The organism is Pseudarthrobacter oxydans, from assembly GCF_034258515.1.
Classification (GTDB): Bacteria; Actinomycetota; Actinomycetes; order Actinomycetales; family Micrococcaceae; genus Arthrobacter.
The window spans coordinates 1077647-1094805 of sequence record NZ_CP139438.1; the positions used below are offsets into that span (position 1 = coordinate 1077647).

Annotated in this window: 15 protein-coding genes; 9 read left to right on the forward strand and 6 right to left on the reverse strand. The window is 66.2% G+C overall.

Translation table 11 applies throughout. The features are described from left to right. Positions 1-12: 12 nt before the first annotated feature. The 9 genes from SMD14_RS04965 to SMD14_RS05005 all read left to right on the forward strand — a co-directional run bounded on the left by SMD14_RS04965 (position 13) and on the right by SMD14_RS05005 (position 8887). On the forward strand, positions 13-1074 hold the full coding sequence (locus SMD14_RS04965; protein WP_321215535.1) for an ABC transporter permease: 1062 nt from the start codon (positions 13-15) through the stop codon (positions 1072-1074). Between the two features lie 28 nt (positions 1075-1102). Then, positions 1103-2569, forward strand: coding sequence for an iron-containing alcohol dehydrogenase (locus SMD14_RS04970; RefSeq protein WP_321215536.1), 1467 nt, complete (start codon positions 1103-1105; stop codon positions 2567-2569). A gap of 4 nt (positions 2570-2573) precedes the next feature. Beyond that, entirely contained in the window at positions 2574-4085 is a 1512-nt protein-coding gene (locus SMD14_RS04975) for an FGGY family carbohydrate kinase (RefSeq protein ID WP_321215537.1), read from the forward strand. Then, positions 4082-4918, forward strand: coding sequence for an HAD-IIA family hydrolase (locus SMD14_RS04980; protein WP_321215538.1), 837 nt, complete (start codon positions 4082-4084; stop codon positions 4916-4918). Before SMD14_RS04975 ends, SMD14_RS04980 begins: the two co-directional genes overlap by 4 nt. Positions 4919-5023: 105 nt before the next feature. Beyond that, a complete protein-coding gene (locus tag SMD14_RS04985) occupies positions 5024-6010 on the forward strand; it encodes a thiamine pyrophosphate-dependent dehydrogenase E1 component subunit alpha (RefSeq protein WP_197432413.1) in 987 nt (328 codons plus the stop codon). Then, positions 6007-7053, forward strand: coding sequence for a transketolase C-terminal domain-containing protein (locus SMD14_RS04990; RefSeq protein WP_321215539.1), 1047 nt, complete (start codon positions 6007-6009; stop codon positions 7051-7053). Before SMD14_RS04985 ends, SMD14_RS04990 begins: the two co-directional genes overlap by 4 nt. Positions 7054-7088: 35 nt before the next feature. Then, positions 7089-7331, forward strand: coding sequence for a biotin/lipoyl-containing protein (locus tag SMD14_RS04995; protein WP_104997022.1), 243 nt, complete (start codon positions 7089-7091; stop codon positions 7329-7331). Between the two features lie 27 nt (positions 7332-7358). Next, positions 7359-8222 (forward strand): class II fructose-bisphosphate aldolase, encoded by an 864-nt coding sequence (locus tag SMD14_RS05000; protein ID WP_157238900.1) that lies wholly within the window; start codon positions 7359-7361, stop codon positions 8220-8222. Further along, a complete protein-coding gene (locus tag SMD14_RS05005) occupies positions 8219-8887 on the forward strand; it encodes a 2-oxo acid dehydrogenase subunit E2 (RefSeq protein WP_321215540.1) in 669 nt (222 codons plus the stop codon). The genes SMD14_RS05000 and SMD14_RS05005 overlap by 4 nt, the downstream gene beginning before the upstream one ends. A gap of 457 nt (positions 8888-9344) precedes the next feature. Here SMD14_RS05005 and pepD read toward each other — a convergent pair whose 3' ends face one another. The 6 genes from pepD to SMD14_RS05035 form a co-directional block, all read right to left on the reverse strand. Then, entirely contained in the window at positions 9345-10808 is a 1464-nt protein-coding gene (gene pepD / locus SMD14_RS05010) for a beta-Ala-His dipeptidase (RefSeq protein WP_321215541.1), read from the reverse strand. Between the two features lie 84 nt (positions 10809-10892). Continuing rightward, positions 10893-11912, reverse strand: coding sequence for an ABC transporter permease (locus SMD14_RS05015; protein ID WP_157238895.1), 1020 nt, complete (start codon positions 11910-11912; stop codon positions 10893-10895). A gap of 5 nt (positions 11913-11917) precedes the next feature. After that, the gene (locus SMD14_RS05020; protein ID WP_157238894.1) at positions 11918-13468 is read right to left on the reverse strand and encodes a sugar ABC transporter ATP-binding protein; all 1551 of its coding nucleotides are present in this window, start codon (positions 13466-13468) and stop codon (positions 11918-11920) included. Next, positions 13465-14496, reverse strand: a complete 1032-nt coding sequence (locus tag SMD14_RS05025; protein WP_157238893.1) for an ABC transporter permease — start codon at positions 14494-14496, stop codon at positions 13465-13467. Before SMD14_RS05025 ends, SMD14_RS05020 begins: the two co-directional genes overlap by 4 nt. 81 nt (positions 14497-14577) lie before the next feature. Further along, positions 14578-15702 carry a sugar ABC transporter substrate-binding protein gene (locus SMD14_RS05030; protein WP_197432411.1) on the reverse strand — a complete coding sequence of 375 codons (1125 nt, stop codon included), beginning with the start codon at positions 15700-15702 and terminating at the stop codon, positions 14578-14580. 192 nt (positions 15703-15894) lie between these two features. Then, positions 15895-17139: an epoxide hydrolase gene (locus SMD14_RS05035; protein WP_321215542.1), complete on the reverse strand. Its 1245-nt coding sequence runs from the start codon at positions 17137-17139 to the stop codon at positions 15895-15897. Between the last annotated feature and the right edge of the window lie 20 nt (positions 17140-17159).

A 17159-nucleotide genomic window follows, 5' to 3' on the forward strand; every position in this document is an offset into this window, starting at 1 on the left:
AGAGCATCAGCCATGCGAACCACAACGGATCATGCCATCAACCAACGGTCCTCAGGACGCGGCGGCCGGACCCCGGAAGATGCGGGGACTGGCACCTCTCCGGGACGGGGTACCGGCCCTGGCCTGGCCGGGATTGCCGCCAATGTGCTCCGTCGGGTCCCCGGGCCGCTGATCGGCCTCATCGCGGTGATGATCGCGCTGTCCATCATGTCGCCGTACTTCCTGACGTGGCGCAATCTGTCCAACGTGATCACCCAAAACGCCGATATCGGCATCATGGGAGTCGGTGCGGCCCTGGTCATCCTCATCGGCGGCATCGACCTGTCCGTCGGATCCACGCTGGCCCTGTCGCTCATGACCAGCGCGTGGCTCTACCGCTCCGCCGGCGTTCCCTTCGAACTGTGCGTTGTCCTGGGCCTAACTGTCGGGGCCGCGGTGGGTTTCATCAACGGCGTGCTCTCGACCTACGGCCGCATCCAGCCCTTCGTGGCCACCCTCGCCACCATGTCCGCGGCGGCGGGACTGGCGCTCTACCTGACCAACGGCAACCCGATCAACGGGTTCCCGGAGTGGTACCTGGCCATCACCAGCAACGACATCCTCGGGATCCCGCTCGAAGGGATCATCATGGTGGCCACGTTCCTTATCGCGGCCTACTGGCTCCGGTTCCGCCCTTCGGGCCGCGCGCTCTACGCTATCGGCGGGAACGCCGAAGTGGCGCGGCTCTCCGGCCTTAATGTGACGCGCATCAAGATCGGCGTGTACGTGGTGGCGGGCTTCCTCGCAGCCCTTGCCGGCGTCATCGTCGGCTCCCGGCTTGACTCTGCACAGCCCACGGCGGGAACCGCCGACCTCCTGAATGTTATCGCCGTCGTCGTGATCGGCGGCGCGAGCCTGTCCGGCGGCTCCGGCGGCATGCTGAACACGTTCATCGGCCTCCTGATCATCGGCGTCCTGAACAACGGCATGTCGCTCCTGAACGTCTCCCCGAACCTCCAGCCGGTTGTCATCGGCATCGCGATCATCGTTGCCGTCCTAACCGACCGCGCCAGCCGCTCCCGCCAAGGCGCCTGACGGCGCATCCCCGTTCCGAGAGGACACCATGACCACCGACACCTACGTCGTAGAGCCCATCGAGGAGCTGCTCGCCGAGGCCGATCCCGACCAGACGCTCGCTCCCTGCGGGCTCCGGCAGCTCATCATCGGCCCCGGCGCGCTTGGTGCAGTAGCCGACTCGGTCACCCGGCTCCTGCCTGCTCCACAGCCCGGCAGCGTGCCGCCGCGGGTCTCGCTCCTCGTGGACCGTACCCGGATCGCACGCTCCGGGGAGGACATCAAAGATCTCATCCAGGCCCAGCTCGCAGCCAGGTTCACTGTCGTGGGCACAGTGCTCGACGACGGGCACGCTGAGCTCCACGTCGTCGACAGCGTCCTCGATGAGGCCGCTGGTGTTGTCCTTGGCGCGGATGCCGTCGTAGCTGTCGGCGGCGGCACCATCAGCGACATCGCGAAGGTCGCGGTCCAGCGCGCAGGCGCCGCAGGCAGCACCCCGGTCCTGGTTTCGGTTCAGACAGCCGCCTCCGTCGACGGGTACACCGACGACGTGTCCGTGGTCCTGCGGGACGGGGTGAAACGCACCATACCCTCATGCTGGCCAGACGCCGTCCTCTCCGATACGGACGTCATCGCCGAGGCGCCGGAAGCCATGAACCGTGCCGGTTTCGGCGAGATGACGTCCATGCTGGTTGCCCCGGCCGACTGGCGGCTGGCTTCCCTCGTGGGCACCGATCCGACGTACAAGCCCAATGCCGTGCGCCTGCTCGGCATGGTCGGCAAGGACTTGGAGAGCTGGAGTGCAGGGGTCCGGGAGGCCCGGCCCGAGTCAGTAGGCGCCCTCGCGCGCGCCCTTGCATTGCGCGGGATCGTCACAGGTGTAGCCGGGACGACGGCCGTCCTTTCCGGCGTCGAGCACCTGATCAGCCACATGCTTGACCAATACCACGGCGCCCATGATGAACCCATCGGCTTCCACGGCGCCCAGGTGGGGGCCGGTTCAGTGATCGCCGCCAGCGCCTGGGACATGCTGTTCGAGAGGCTGGCTGCCGCGCCCGGCAGCCGGCCGCACCTGGCAGCCCTCGATCACGGACCCGCCAGGCTGAGAGTCCTCGCTGCCTTCGAGCGGATCGATCCAAGCCTGCGCGTGGCCGAGGAATGCTGGCGCGACTACTCCGCCAAGCTCGATGTTGTGGGGCGCGGGCTGGCCCGGGTAGGAGCGATGCTGGAGGGCTGGGCCGACGTCCGCGGGGAACTTCGGGACCTCGTCCGGCCCGCGGAGTCGATCGCCTCTGCGCTCGCGGGCGCAGGCGCCCCTGTCTCGCTGTCCGGACTTGAGCCTTCCGTGGATGCCGAACTGGGACGGTGGGCGGTCGAGAACTGCGCCCTCATGCGGAACCGCTTCACGGTCGTGGACCTGCTCACGCTCCTCGGATGGTGGGAGGCCGCGGACGTGGACGAGGTGCTGGAGCGCGCCGCCCAGGCCGCTGCAGCTGCGGCCCCGGAAGGGAAGTGAAGCCATGCTGCGCGACTATGTGATCGGCGTCGACTGCTCCACCACGGCCGCCAAAGCCGTCGTCTGGAACGCCCGCGGCGAGGCACTCTCGCAGGCGCGCTGCGCCTTCGGCCTCAGCCAGCCCCGTCCGGGGTGGGGGGAACAGAACGCAGAGGACTGGTGGACCGCCTCCGCTGAAGCGATCCGGCGGGCAGCCCAGACCGTGGACACCTCCCGGATCGGCGCCATCTGCATCACCCATCAGCGCGAGAGCTTCGTGTGCCTCGATGACGAGGGCATCCCGCTCCGGCCGGCCATGCTGTGGCTTGACACCCGTGCCACCGAGGAGGTCTCCACCTTCGGCACGGAAGACGTCCACCGCCTCACCGGCAAGCCCGCCAACCCGACCCCGGCCTGGTACAAGCTCCACTGGCTCCAGGCCCATGAACCTGACACGGTCTCACGCATCGGCAAGGTGGTGGACGTTCATGGGTTCCTGGTCCACCGCCTCACCGGCGCCTGGCTCACTTCCTGGGCCTCGGCGGATCCGCTCGGCCTGGTGGACATGTCCACCTTCGATTACGACGACGGACTGGTCACCGCGGTGGGCCTTGACCGCAGGCAGCTCAGTGAACTCCGGCCGCCCGGCAGCCTCTTGGGCAATCTGACGGACGACGCCGCCGCGCGCCTTGGCCTGCCGTCGGGAGTCGCCGTCGTGGCCGGCGCAGGGGACGGGCAATGCGCACAGTTGGGTGCCGGGGCAACCTCGGGCGGCCGGGCCTACCTTAACCTCGGCAGCGGGATCGTGTCGGGGACGTTCTCCGACCATTATTCCTATGCACGCGAATACCGGACGCTCTCCGCAGCTGTTCCCGGTGCCTATACCCTGGAAACCTTCATCGGCGGAGGCACCATCAACCTGGGCTGGTTCATCGAGAGATTCTCGGGGATCGACGCCCAGAGCCTCGGCCTGGGGCTGAGCCCCGAGCAGGTCCTTGAAACCGCCGCGGCGGCTCTTCCCCCCGGTTCGGAGGGCCTGCTGGCCTTGCCGTACTGGACCGGTGCCCTCACTCCGTACTGGGACCATAACGCGCGCGGTGCGCTGCTGGGCCTCACGGGCATTCATGGCAAGGCACACGTGTACCGGGCACTGCTCGAGGGCCTCGCTTTCGAACAGCGGCTCCTGACCACCGGGGCGGAGAAGGCCCTGGCGGAGCCCGTGGCCGAAGTGATCGCCCTGGGCGGCGGCTCCCGCAGCCCGGTATGGTGCCAGATTATCGCCGACGTCATGCAGCGCAGCGTCTCTGTGGTGCGCGATCCGGAGAGCACCTGCCTTGGTGCGGGGATGCTGGCCGCGGCCGCCGCGGGCATCCACGATTCCGTGGCCTCCGCCGCGAAGGCCATGAGCGGAACAGGGCTGTCCTACGAGCCCCAACCCACCGCGGCCGCAGCGTACGACCGGCTCTACGACGTCTACCGCGATATTTATCCGGCCAACCGGGCTGTCTTCGCCAAGCTCGCGGAGGCAACACGATGACTGCCGCAACGAACCTTACGTCCAGGCCCGTGAGAGCCTACGCCGGCTACCTCTTCGATCTGGACGGCACGATCTACCTGGGCGACGAGTTGCTCCCGGGTGCCGCGGAGCTGGTGCACGGGCTGCGGGACGCCGGACGCGAGACCCTGTTCCTCTCCAATAACCCCACCAAGAACCCGCAGATGTACGCGGACAAGCTGACCCGGCTGGGCCTGCCAACCCCGGTTAACCGGATCGTGAACCCGCTGGTCACGATCGCCGCGTGGCTGCGCAAGGAAGCCCCCGGAGCGGGGGTCTTCGTCATCGGCGAAGAGCCGCTCCAACAGGCCATCCGTTCGGCCGGTTTCCGGGTAACCGAGGATCCCCGGGACATTGACGTCGTCGTCGCGAGCTATGACCGCGGCTTCGACTACCGCAAGCTCCAGATCGCCTTTGACGCCCTCTGGCAGCACCGGCGGGCCCGCCTGGTGGCGACGAACCCGGATGCCTACTGTCCGATGCCGATGGGCCGGGGGGAGCCGGACGCCGCGGCGGTGATCGCCGCGATCGAGGCATGCACTGGAGTGCGGTGCGAGGCCAACGTGGGAAAGCCGGCCGGAGTCATGCTGCAGACAGCGCTGGACGTCCTGGGGCTTTCCGGATCGGACTGCGTCATGGTGGGGGACCGGCTCCAGACAGACATCGCCATGGCGGTGGACGCCGGCATGGATTCGGCCCTCGTCCTCACAGGCGAGGCCACGGCGGAGATGGCGGGGCTGCTGCCCCCTGAGCGGCGGCCGACGGTGGTGCTGCCCCGTATCGATGCACTTCTGGAGCCCTTCCGGGGCTCCTGAACAGGCGAAGCAGGCACTTATGGCGGATCGGGCTCTTGCCAGTTCGGCCACCCATCAATAGAATTAGAATTCATACCTTGAATATTTACTCAGAAAGGAGCCGTGATGGATCTTTCATCGCAGAATTTGCTGGAGATGCAGCGGCGCATGCTGCGGATCCGCCGTTTTGACGAGCGGGCCTCACTCATGGTCAAGCGCGGCAAGATCCCTGGCACCGTGCACACCAGCATCGGGCAGGAGGCCCAGGTTGTCGGTGCCTGCATGGCACTCGGGGACGGGGACTACATGTCCGGTAACCACCGAAGCCACGGCCATCCGATCGGCAAGGGTTCCCCGCTGGGACCGCTCATGGCCGAGCTCGTGGGCAAGGCCACGGGCGTCTGCCAGGGCAAGGGCGGGTCGCTGCACCTGGCCGACTTCGCCGTCGGGAGCCTGGGCGAGTCCGGCATCGTGGGCTCGTCGATTCCGATCGCCACCGGTGCTGCGCTCTCGAGCAAGGTGCTGGGCAACGGCAAAGTGTCCCTTGCGTTCTTCGGCGACGGCGCAGCGAACCAGGGGTGCCTGTACGAGGCCATGAATATCTCCGGCGTGTGGGACCTGCCGGTGGTCTTCCTGTGCGAGAACAACCAGTACGCGCTGTCCACCCCCGCCCACACAGTGACTTCCGGGGTGATCGCGGACCGTGCCGCCGGCTTCGGGATGCCTGGTGTCCGGGTGGAGGACGGCCAGGACGTGCTCGCGGTGTTCGAGGCGGTCACGACGGCCGTCGAACGCGCACGCCGGGGAGAAGGCCCTTCCCTCGTGGAAGTGGTCACGTACCGGTTCAACGAGCACTCCGAGGGGCTGCGTCTTGGCACCGACTACCGCAATGCGGAAGAAAAGGCGGCCTGGGTCGAGCGGGACCCAATTGTGCTGTTCCGGCGGCACCTTGAGAGGGAGGGGATCGCCACAGCGGAGGAACTCGACGCCCTGGAGGCCGAAGTCCTCGCCGAGGTCGACGAGGCCGTGCGGTTCACGGACGAGAGCCCCTACCCCGACCCCAGCGTCGCCTTCAAAGACCTCTACACCGAGCCGATCGGAGCAATCGCATGACTGTCATGAGCTACCTTGGTGCCATCGGCGCCGCCCAGCGCGAGGCCATGGAGGCCGACGAGCGGGTCGTCATTATTGGCGAGGACGTCGAAGCCAACGTCTACGGCACCACCGGCGCCGGCAAGTCCCGCAAGGACAAGGGCGACTTCCTGGAGATGTTCGGGGCCAACCGCATCCGCAACACCCCGATCTCCGAGGAAGTCATCGTCGGCGCCGCGATCGGCGCCGCGATGACCGGCCTGCGCCCGATCGTCGACCTGTCGTACTCGAGCTTCCTGTACATGGCGATGGACCAGTTCGTGAACCAGGCCGCCAAGAACCGCTACATGTTCGGCGGCCAGGCGTCCATCCCCGTGGTGTTCCGCTCAGCGATGTTCTACGGGCTAAACACCGGCGCGCACCACTCCGACCGGCCGTACCCGATGTTCATGAACGTCCCCGGGCTGAAGATCATCGTCCCGTCCAACCCGTACGACGCGAAAGGCCTGCTCCGCAGCGCGGTGGATTCCGATGACCCCGTCCTGACCTTCGAAGCCTGCATGCTGTGGGGCAGCAAGGGCGAGGTCCCGGAGGAGGAATACCGCATCCCGTTCGGCCAGGCCAACGTGGCCCGGACCGGCGATGACGTCACCGTCGTCGCGATTTCCAGCGCCGTCCCGGAAGCCCTCGCGGCTGCCGAAACCCTGGCCGGGGAGGGCGTCTCGGTCGAGGTCATCGACCCGCGCACCCTCGTCCCGTTCGACACCGAAGCAGTCATCCGGTCCGTCCAGCGCACCGGCCGGCTGGTCATCGCCGATCCGGCCCACCGCACTTGCTCCGCTGCGGCGGAGATCTCGGCCATCGTGGCCGAGGAGGCCTTCGAGTCCCTCCGGGCCCCCATCATCCGGGTGACCACCCCCGATACCCAGATCCCGTTCAGCCCCGCCCTCGAGAAGCAGCTCTACCCGAACCGGACAAAGATCGAGGACGCCGTCCGCCGTATCACGGGCTTGATGGCGAACACCCTGAACAACGAACTCACATCGCCCGCACCGCGCATGTGACACCCCTAAAGAACACCGAAGCAAGGAGAAAGAACATGGCAAAAGTTGAGGTCCTGCTGCCCCAGTGGGGAATGGGCATGAGCGAAGGCACCATCGCCACCTGGCTGAAGAACGTCGGCGACACCGTCACCGAGGACGAGCCGCTGGCCGAGGTCGAGGCCGAGAAAGTCGAGGAGACCCTCGAGTCCCCCGCCTCCGGCGTCCTGGCCGAAATCGTCGTCCCCGAAGGCGAAACGGTCGACGTCCGAAGCGTGATCGCCTACATCGAGACCGCCTGACGGTCCAGGGCAGGAAAGGGAACGGTTATGCCACAGGTCGATCCACGCCAGATCATCAAGGACGCGTCCGAGGGCTCTTACGCTGTCGGTGCCTTCAATATGCACAACGAGGAGACCACTGAAGCGCTCGTCAAGGCCGCCGAACGTGCCAAGTCTCCGGTTTTCCTCCAGGTGGGCCGGGCCATCGTGCCCCACATGGGGCTCAAGAAGGCCTACGAGATGACGCGCCGCATCGCCGAGGAGTCCGAGGCCGAATATGTGATCCACCTGGACCACGGGCCGTGGGAGGAAGTCTTTGAGGCCATCAAGCTTGGATTCACATCCATCATGTACGACGGCGCCCACCTTCCGTTCGAGGAGAACATCCGCACCACGCGGAAGGTCGTCGAGGTAGCGCACTCCTTCGGCATCCCCGTCGAGGCCGAGCTGGGAAAGATTCCCGACGCCGACCAGCAGGTCGACTGGCAGTCCTACTACACCAATGTTGCCGAAGCCGAGCGTTTCGTTGCGGAGACGGGCGTTGACTTCCTCGCTATTTCCGTGGGGATCGTGCACGGTGTTCCGCTTGCGACAGCGCAGCCCCTGGACATCCAGAGGGTCAAGGAGATCGAGGCCGCCGTGAACATCCCGCTGGTCCTCCATGGCGCCTCAGGCGTCCCGGATGACGAGATCCGGGCTGCCATGGCCGCCGGTGTGCATAAGTTCAATGCAGATACGGACCTGCGCCTGGCGTTCCGTTCAGGCATCGAAGCCGTTTGGTCGCAGGGCGACCGCCAGCTGGAGGACGCGATGGCGGAGGGCCGGGAACGGATGATCCAAGCGACCATCGAGAAGATGGAGCTGTACGGTTGCGCCGGAAAGGCCCGCGGCCTGGTTCAGGCAAAGCGGTGACGGCGATCGAGGAAGAGGGCAGGACTGTCGTCCCGCTCAAGGGAATCAGGCGGACTGCTGCGCGGCGCATGGTGGCCGCGTGGGAGGCCCCTGCTTTCCACCTTGCCGTTGAGGCGGACATGGGGGCTGCGCTCCGCGTGAAGGAGCGCAGCCCCGGCGCCACGGTCACGGATGCCATCCTCGCCGCCTGCGCGGCAGCGCTGCGTGACCACGCCGCCCTGAACGCTCACTACGCCGACGAGACGGTTACCAGGTTCGAGCGCATCAACGTCGGCATGGCCGTCGACACTCCGGCAGGGCTGGTGGTTCCCGTCATCAAGGACGCTGCGTCGCTTGACTTGGCCGGTATGGCGAATGCGCGCCGGGACATCGTCCAGCGCGCCCGCGAGGGCCAGCTCACCATGGACGACGTGACGGACGGTACCTTCACCGTCTCCAACCTGGGCATGATGGGGATCGACGGCTTCGATGCCATCCTCAACGTCCCGCAGGTTGCCATCCTCGCCGTCGGCGCCACGCGCCAGCAGTTCGTGCCGACCGACGACGGGCAGGGTGCCTGGAGGCCCCGCGCGCGGCTCACCCTCACGTGCGACCATCGGGCCATTGACGGTGCCACGGGGGCGCGCTTCCTGGCCGCAGTGCGGGACAACATCGAATCGAGTTGATTGGGACCGCCCCGCGGCAAGTAGGCCCGGACAACCGCAAGGTTGTCCGGGCCTCCTTTTTATGTGCTGACGGCGGGTCCCCTGGATACCGAGGACATGTCACCTGCGGAGTAGCAGCCGTTGACCGCGGTGCGGGCCTCTATCTGTACCGGTAGGGCAGCTGCCTGTTCGCGCTCACTTGCGGGCGCGGACGCACGTTTGTTGGAGTGGCACCGTGGGTATGCGCCGTATCCCGTCTGCCCTGGACCGCATTTCCGGCCGCCGCCTGACGGACAGCAGGCTAACGCGAAGAACAGGGGACGACGCCGGGCAGCCGCTGCGTCGGCTGGCGTCACCGGGGGCCTCAGCTCCGGGATGGGTCAGCCTTAGCGGGACAGGCCCAGGGGCCCTGGCCACGCAGGAAACCCCCGGCCTTCATAGCCGGGGGTTTCCTTGGTTTCAGTGGATGGGTGCCCGCTTACTTCAGGCGGGACACAACCTCCTTGACGAGGGGCCATACGCGGGTCACCGAAGTGTGGTTGACGGTCTCCTTGGGGGAGTGGAGATCATGAAGTTCCGTACCGATCGAGATGATATCCAGCCCGGGGATCTTCTGGCTGAACATGCCAAGTTCGAGGCTGCACTGGGAGACGTGGACTTCGGCGTCGTGGCCCATCACGTCGCGGAATGCCCCGCGGGCCACGCTCAGCAGCGGCGAGTCCGGACGATAGGGGAATTCCGCTGCGTCAAGGCCATACTCTTCGACTGCCACTCCGCCGCCGGCGAGTGCGGCGAGCGCACGGACACGGTCCAGGATCTCGTGTTTGCGGGAAGTTACCGCCGCGGTGATCGTGGACATGAGCCGGGCGCCGTTAGCAGTGGTGCGCACCGTGCCCAGGTTGTTGGAGCTCTCGACGATTCCCGGAACCGTGAGGCTCCAGCTGAGCACGCCGTTCGGGATGAGTGCCGTCAAGCGGGCGAAGCGTGCCGCCGCTGCGGGGGAGAAGACCCGGTCCGGAGTCTCGGCCGGCACCAGCTCAAGGCGCAGGCCGGGCTCAGCCTCTCGGTATTCATTCTGCAGCACACCCTCGAGCTCCAAAATGACCTTGCGCACGCCGTCCGCGTCCTCTGGCCGCACGAGCAGGGTGCTTTGGGCGTCCGCGGGGATTGCGTTGTTCTGGGCACCGCCGTGGGGGTCGGAGATCCGCACGTCATACTGGGAGAGTATGGCGTTGAGAGCCCGGGCGAGGACCAAGACGGCGTTGGCGCGCTCAAGGTGGATGTCGAACTCGCAATGCCCGCCGGACAGGCCGCGGACCTTAAGCTGCATCGCATCCAAATGCGTGGAGGGAGCGGACTCCCATTCCGCGGGGATGTCCACGGTAAAGGTTATGTCTCCGCTGCAGCCGGCGAGGATCTCCTTGTCGGTGATCCAGTTGAAGTCGATCATCCGCTTGCCGGACAATTTCGAGGTGTCGAATCCGGCGGCCCCGACCTTTCCCTTTTCCTCCATCGCGGTCAGAACCGCTTCAAGGGGAGGATGCGGGATGTCCGTTGAGTCCAGCAGGGCCAGGATGTAGGAAACGCCGATGCCGTTGTCCGCGCCCAGGGACGTGCCGTTCGCCGTGACGAAGTCACCCTCGATGAGGAGTTCGATCGGGTCGCGTTCGAAGTCGTGCACCACTCCGTCCTCCTTCTCGCACACCATGTCCAGGTGTCCGTGGAGGATGAGCGGCGGCGCGTCCTCCAGCCCGAGCTGGCCGGGCTTGCGGACCAGGACGCAGTGCAGATCGTCTTGGGTGGCTTCCAGGCCGCGGTCCCGGGCGAAGCCGACGACCCAGTCGGCGACCTCTTTCTCGTTGCCCGAGCCGCGGGGAATGCCGGCAAGGGTCTCAAAGAAGGAGAACACCTCCTGCGGCTGGAGTGATTTGAGAACTGACATGGGGTGTGTACCTTTCGGAAAGGGAAGGGAAGTCCCTCGCGGCGTTGCGGAGGACGGGAACAAGACGTGTGGTGGTGGCCAGTGCTATTTGACCACTTCGTTGTGGCCTCGGCCCATAGTCAGTGCCACGGCGGCGATGATCACCAGGCCGTAGACCAGGCTCTGCGCCTGGGGTGTGACGCCGACGGCGGCGGCGCCGATGGGCACGAGCGCGACGGTCAGGGCGCCGAAGATGATGTTGATCGGGTTTGTGATACCGCCGGTGATGGCGGTGCCGCCAACAATGGCTGCGGCGATGCCCGGCAGCAGGAGGTCGCTTCCCAGGCCGAAGGACGACGCCGCCCCGGCTTGCGCAATGACGAGCATGCCGGCGAGGCCGGCCAGAAGGCCGGAGAGAGCGAAGGCCAGCACTTTGAACCAGCGGGTCCGCAGGCCCGAGAACAATGCACCCTTCTCGTTGAGTCCCACGGCTGTCATGCCTTCACCGGCCCGGGTAAACCGGAGGAAGGCCCACAGGCCCACCGCCATTAGCACACCGACCCAGAAGGCCAGCGGCAGGCCGGCAAAAGCGGTCCCGAACAGGGGAGCGAGGAGTTGGCCGTTCGCCGTGGCATACACGGTGGTCGCATTGCTGATCACCAGTGAAGCTGCCTGCAGGATGCCGAGCGTGCCGAGCGTCAGGGCAAAGGAAGGGATCTGGCCGAACGCAACCAGGAAACCGTTGGCGGCCCCAATGAGGGTCACGACGCCGAGGGTGACGACGGGTGCCGCGGGACCGAGGGGCCCAAGAGTCTGAGCGAGGATGATCGCCGCGAAGATCACGATCGCTGCATTTGACAGGTCGATCGAACCCACATGGAGCACCATGGCCTGCCCCAACGCAACCAGGAGGATGGTCGCGGCCTGGACGGCAAGGATTGCCATGCCGCCACCGGTCAGGAATGCCGGACGGAGGATGGCCACGAGGGCGAACAGGGCAAGGAATACCGCGAAGGGCCCGGCGGTGAACCACAGATTCCGTGGCGGGCGGCGTGCGGACTTCGTCTTGCCGTCGGCGGCGGCCGGCGCTGTGGCCGGATGCTCGAGAAGGGCTTTCTTTGACATGGGATTCACACCATCTTTTCAAGCAGGTCGAGGGAAGTCGGGCTGTCGACCGAGAGGTCGAAGCGGGCGGTGATTTCGCCGTCGCGCATCACGATGATCTCGTCCGCCATCTCGAGGGCCTCCTCGAGCGTGTCGGGCAGCAGGATCACGGCGGCGCCGTCCTCCTGGGCGGCACGGATCTGGTCGTTCACCGTTTGCGAAGCTCCCGGGTCGAGGCCGCGGAGCGGGTGGTCAAGGATCAGGACGCTAAGCTCCTCAGCGCGCAGCCACTTGGCCATGACCACCTTTTGCTGGTTGCCGCCGGAGAAGCGGCCAAGGGGCAGGCGGGGGTCGCGGGGCCGGATGTCGAGGCGCTCGAACCATTCCTCGGCGGCCTTCATACGGGCCTTGCGCCGCAGGAACGGGCCCCTGGCTGCCTCGCGCGGATGGACCAGGGTGAGGTTTTCGGCCGCGCTCAGGCCGCCGACCATGCCCTCGACTTTCCGTTCGGAGGGGATGTAGGCCAGTCCGTTCCGTACGGCCCGGCGCATCGACCAGCCCTGGACGGCTCCGCCGGCAACCTCGAGGGTGCCGGAGTCGAACGGCTCGGCTCCAAAGAGGGCCCGGCAAACGGATTCGCGCCCGGAGCCCATGGCGCCCACGATGGCTAGGGACCGCCCAGGAGAGACGGCGAACGAAACGTCCTTGAATTGCCCCTTACGGCTCAGGCCCTTGGCCTCGACGGCCGCGACGGCGCCCGCGGCGTTGCCGCCCTTGCGCACCCGCGCCCGTGATTCCTGTCCGATCATGAGGCGGAAGAGGTCATCTTCGCTGACTTCCTCCCGCCGCACGTCTGCCACGACTTCGCCGTGCCGCATCACCACTACGCGGTCGCAGATCCGGAGGACTTCGTCGAGCCGGTGGGAGACGAACAGCACCGAACCGATTTCCCGCAGGGAGCGGATCTCGCGCTCAAGGATCGCCGTTTCGTTGCGCTCCAGCACTGAGGTGGGCTCGTCGAGGATCACCAGCGGTGCTGCGTGGATGGCCTCGTCCACTCGTAGTGCCCGGGCGATTTCGACCATCTGGCGGTCCACGAAGGAGAGGTCGCTGACCGTGGTGCGAGGGTCGATGTTGGAGCCAACACGGGCCAGGATGGCGGCTGCCTCCGCATTGAGGCGCTTCCAGCGGTAGAACCCGTAACTCGTGGCCGCGTCCTTGGAGGACAGGGCATTCATCGCGATGTTTTCAGCGACGGACAGGTTAGACAGGAGCGACTGCTCCTGGTGCACGACGCCGATGCCCGCGGCAACGGCGTCCTGCGGCCTGCGGAACTTGACCGGCCGGCCGGCTGCCTCGATGACTCCGGAATCCGGCTGGTGCAGCCCGGTCAGGATCTTCAGCAGGGTGGATTTGCCGGCGCCGTTTTCACCGATCAGCCCGACCACTTCATGGCGCGGGATCTCGAGGGAGACATTCTTGACCGCGTGGGTCGTGCCGAAGGATTTCGAAATGTCGGTCAGCTTGAGTGCCGGGGTTTCGACGCCGGTGCGGGGCGCCAGGGAAGCGTTGGTCATTTTACGATCCTCAGTCTGCTGCGGTGCGGCCAGGTAGCCACGAGGACGGCCGCGATCAGGACGGTTCCGGAGACGGCGGATTGGATATTCGGGCTGACCCCGCTGAGGATGAGCCCGTTGTTGAGGACGGTCAGCATGAGCACACCGATCGCGGTGCGGAGGATGCCGCCCTTACCGCCGCCAAGGGACGTGCCGCCGATCACCACGGCTGCGATGGTCAGGAAGAGCGTCCCCACGCCCACGGTGGCCGATCCTGCACCGAGTTTGAGGGCTGCCAACACGCCGGCGGCGGCGCTGCAGGCGCCGGCGACAACGAAGACGTAGAGCTTGTACCTGAGCACCGGAATGCCGTTGCCCTTGGAGATCTCCTCGCTGTCGCCGATCGCGTAGGCGAAGCGACCCAGCCGCGTGAAACGGGCCACGAACATCCCCGCCAGGACGAAGGCGGCGGCGAGCAGGAATGAGTTGGGCAACCCGAAGGTGAGGGTGGACGGCCAGCCCTTGATGCCGCCGTCGGGCAGGAAGGGAATGGACTTGTCACCGAAGAGCACAGTGGCGATTCCAAGGCCCACGAACCAGACGCCCAGTGTGACGATGAACGAGGGAACCTTGAGGCGCGTGTGCACCAGGCCGCTCAGGAGGCCGAGGCCCACGCCTACGGCGAGCGCCGCAACAATGGCCCAGGGCCCCAGGTCCGCGCTTCCGCGGCTGTTGGCCGTCATCAGGACGAAGGTCATGCCTGCTGCGCCCATCACGCCCTCTACAGAGAGGTCAATCGAACCGGTCAAGATGACCAGGGTTGCGCCGACGCCGATGATCAACGGAAGGGACGCGTGGTCCAGGATGGTCCGCAGGTTCTCCGGCGTCAGGAACGTCGCGGGGTTCAGCGCCGCGAAAACGGCGATCAGTCCGACCAGGGCAAGCACTTCGCCGAGGTTTTTGGCCTCGAACCGGCGGCCTGTCCGGAGGGGTGGCTGTGATGGGGCGGGTGCCTCGAGGAGGCCCGTCCCGGTGTCCTTGTGTGTCATTACTTTCACCTGTCGTGGTTGCTCCGGTGGGGCGGCTCCGGACCCGTCTGTGCGGTGTCCGGAGCCGCCGTTTGCGGTCCGTTAGGGCAGCTTCTCCGGGCCGCCGGAGACCAGCGGCACGGGCTCGGTGTCCCAGGGGCCGTTTTCGATCAGATCGTCCATCCAGCCGTCGATATCGCCGTCGTACTTGGTGAATTCGGCGTGGTTGTCCGGGGTGACGCAGCTCAGCTTGAACAGGCTGTTGCGCTTCTCCTTGGGCAATTCCGATGGCTTGATCTCACCGGTGGCTGCGAGGTACGAGGTGTAGAGCCCGATCGCGGCGGCCATGAATCCGCGGTGGAAGGTCTCGCCGGCGATGGCGCCGTTGCCCATGTTCTCCTTCATCATGTCGACGACCGGCGGGTAGAGACCGTCCGAGGCGAACTTGACGTCGTTGATCCGCCCCGCATCCTTCACCGCCTGGACGGCGCCGATGATCATGCCGTCATCGGCAGCCCACACGCCGTCGATCTTGTCGCCGTACTTTGCGAGGAGGTTCTGGGTCTCCTTGAGCCCGAGCTGCGGGTCCCAGTTGGCCGGGCGCGTTTCGAGCAGCTTCACGTCCGGGTACGCCTTGAGCGCGTCCTGCAGGCCGGCCACGCGGGTCTGGCTGGTGGTGCTGTCGAGCACGCCCGCGAGGGCCACGATGTTGCCCTTGCCGCCGATGCTGTCGGCGAGCGCCTTGGCCGTGCACTGGCCGCTCTCGACCCCGGAGTGCTTCTGGAAGGCGACGAAGTTGTCACCCTGGTCCCACGGTTCGAAGTTGTCCGGCTTGTTCCACCAGACCGTTGCGTAGCCGCCCGCGGCCTTCACTGCGTTGACGATGGGAGGGGCGTCCGAGCTGGCGACGGTGTTGACCATCAGCGCGACCTTCTTGCCCTGCGCCAGGATGGCCTGGATCTTGGAGATCTCGGTCTGCGAGCTTCCCTCGGAGTCGACGATCTCGAGCGGCACGTCGAGCTTCTTGGACAGAGCCTTCGCGCCCTCGATCATCGAGGCCATGTAGGGGTTGGTGGTGTTGATGACGGAGGCGACGAGGACGATGTCCTTCTTGTCGATCGGCTGCTGGGACGCGGCCGTGGTCGACGAGCAGGCGGTGGTGGCCATCAGGCCGGCCACGAGCCCGAACGCCGCTATGCGGCGTCGGACGAGTTTCTTGAGGTGCATCAAAGACTCCTTTGTGAGAGACGACCTGGAGCAAGTACAGTTTCGGAATCGCATATATATTCATCTACTGCATTAGCATGCTATCGAGTGTGCTTCATCTCACAGCAGCCTGTCAAGGGGCCTTGAAGGGCGGCCTTTAACGCAGTGTGGGGAGCCTGCCAGGCAGGCTCCCCACGACGCGTTATGGTGCGGTCAGCGGAAGGTGCGGAAGAAAGTCCTCACGTCGTCCACGTAGGTGTCGGGCACCTCAAGCGGGGCGAAGTGGCCCCCCTCGTCGTGCACTCGGTACTGCTGGAGGTTGAAGTACTTCTCCGTCCAGGTCCGCGGCGGCTTGTAGATCTCGCCGGGGTAGATGCCCACTGCCGTGGGGGCGCCGACGACGGGAAACCTGTCATGAGACGGTGACCAGGGGTTCCCCCGGCACTCCCAGTAGTAACGGGAGGACGTGCCCCCGGTGTTGGTGAGGAAGTACACCGCGGCGGTGGTGACCAGGTCTTCCTTGGGCCATACGCGTTCAAAGGCTTCGGTGCCGTGGCCGCGCTCCTCCAGGCCCCAGAAGTAGCGCTTCTCGGTGATCCAGGCCAGCTGGGCTGCGGGGGAGTCCGCAACGAGCGCAGCCAGGGTCTGGGGCTTTGTCAGCTGGATTTCGCCGTAACCGCTCTCCTTTTGGACAAAGAGCTTGCCGCGTTCGAACCAGCCCTTCTCGTCGGAGTCGTTGTACTCGCTCTCATCTGGCAGCCCGAGGAAGGGGTCGTATTGCACGCCGGGAGGCGCATCCGGGTGTTCGGCAAGGTAGTGGCTCATCTGGGCCGGGAAGTGCGTGTAGACGCCGTAGACGTCCTGCTCGTACTTGTGGCCGTGCTGCTGCGCAATCAGGGCGCCCCAGTCGCCGCCGGCCGTGGCGTACTTCTCATAGCCCAGCACGTCCTTCATGAGGGCGTTCTCCAGGTCCGCCGTCCGCCACCAGTTCCAGCCCGGTTCGGTCAGCGGCGAGGAGAAGCCGTATCCCGGAAGCGAGATGAGGACGACGTCGAAGGCGTCCGCCGGATCGCCGCCGTAGCTCGCCGGGTCGGAGAGCGGCCCGATGACCTTGCGCAGGTCCCAAAAGGTCCAGGGCCAGCCATGGTGGATGAGCAGCGGCATGGGGTTGGGCCCCTTGCCCTTGACGTGGATGAAGTGGAGCGGGACGCCCATCAGCTCCGTCTTGAAGTGCGGCAGTTCGTTCATGCGCCGCTCGACGTCCCGCCAGTCGTATTCGTTGATCCAGTAATCGACGAGCTGCTTGTGGTAGTCGGTGTTGTAGCCGTACCGCCAGTCGTCGTTGGCGAAGTCCACCGGATACCTCGTGCGGCGGAGCCGCTCGTTCATATCCTTGAGGTCCTCATCCGGGATCGAGATGGTGAAGGGGGTGACCCCGCCTTCGTTGTGCGCAGCCATTGCGCCTCCTCGTGAAATAG